2 protein-coding genes are annotated in these 1,255 nt (G+C 65.4%); both read left to right on the top strand.

The annotated features are described in order from the left end of the window. Positions 1 to 117 precede the first annotated feature (117 nt). Positions 118 to 672 carry a hypothetical protein gene (locus MKK75_RS06510; RefSeq protein WP_244041797.1) on the top strand — a complete coding sequence of 185 codons (555 nt, stop codon included), beginning with the start codon at positions 118 to 120 and terminating at the stop codon, positions 670 to 672. Continuing rightward, positions 665 to 1,105 carry a hypothetical protein gene (locus MKK75_RS06505; protein WP_244041796.1) on the top strand — a complete coding sequence of 147 codons (441 nt, stop codon included), beginning with the start codon at positions 665 to 667 and terminating at the stop codon, positions 1,103 to 1,105. Before MKK75_RS06510 ends, MKK75_RS06505 begins: the two co-directional genes overlap by 8 nt. Positions 1,106 to 1,255 lie beyond the last annotated feature (150 nt).

The following is a 1,255-nucleotide window of genomic DNA, read 5'->3' as shown; positions in this document are numbered from 1 at the left end:
ACCGACTGAGCCCTGCAGAAGGGCGCCCTGTCGGCTTGCGGGGAGGCCGGCCTGGCCTTCGTGCGCGATCTGATGGACATGGGCCAGGAGTAAGGCCGGGCCATCGTCGTCGACCGCGTGGATAGCTTCGTTTTGGAGGCGGCGCCGGCCGACGCCGACGGGAGGCTTCGGCGGGCTGCCGCACGGCTGGGCATGATTGGTGCGGCGGGCGAGTTGGCCCGCACCTTCAACATCGTGCCGTGGGAGGAAGGTGAGGCCGAGGCCGCCGCGGCGCGGGCGCTCGCGGACTGGATCGGTTCGCGTGGTGGCACCGAACCGGCCGAGGTACGAGAAGCCATCGCCCAGGTCCGCCGGTTCTTTGAGGCGCACGGCGAGAGTCGGTTCGAGATGATTGGCGACAGCGATGCGCGTCCGATCTCAAATCGTGTTGGCTGGCGCAAGGGCCATGGCGATGAGCGTGTCTGGCTTGTGTTGCCTGAGGTGTGGCGCTCGGAGATCTGTGCTGGCCTCGATCCGGTAGCGACTGCTCGCATCCTCGCCACGCATAAGATGCTGATGCCAACGAACGACGGGAAGAAGTTCCAGCGGGTCGAGCGGACGCCTGCCAGCCTTCAGCCGATCCGGGTCTACGTCATCACGCCAGCGATCTTCGAGGGAGGGTCAGATGCGTGAGGCGCTTCGCCAGCGGCTGCGGGAAATCAGCGTTTCCCGTTCGGCTGCAAAAAACGGTGTTACCGGTGTTACACCCGCCGTGACACCGCCTGAGGACGCCGTGTTACACCGCCGGTTACACCTCGAGCGCTCAGAAAAACCGCAAACAAATCAGCGGTGTAACACCGTAGCACCTGTAACACCCTCGAAATTAGAAGGTGGCCTGGATCGTTACACCGACGATGGTGATACGGCCGGTGTAACGGATCGTTCGAAGTCGGGGTTACAGGCTGAGGCTGAGGCTCAGCGCGATCGTGAGGACTGGTTCGCCCACTTCGAAGAACGCGCCGCGATCCGGGAATTCGAGGGCGGATTCGCCCGCGCCGAGGCGGAGCGGCTGGCGCTGGACGAGACGATCGCCGCGTTGGGGCCGCAGCCGGCCACCCTCCATTGAGATCACGGCGGCGGTGCTCGTCGCCGCCTCCCTCGCCGCTCGCCGTGCGGACCTACGGACTCACCCAGGAGAAGGGATCGACCATGACCAACGTCACCAAGCTGCCGACCGCCATGGACCGGGCCGAGGCCCTGAAGGCTAAAGCACTGA

It is taken from the genome of Methylobacterium sp. J-030 (genome assembly GCF_022829545.1).
Classification (GTDB): Bacteria; Pseudomonadota; Alphaproteobacteria; order Rhizobiales; family Beijerinckiaceae; genus Methylobacterium.
This window is presented reverse-complemented; position numbering and strand designations above follow the sequence as displayed.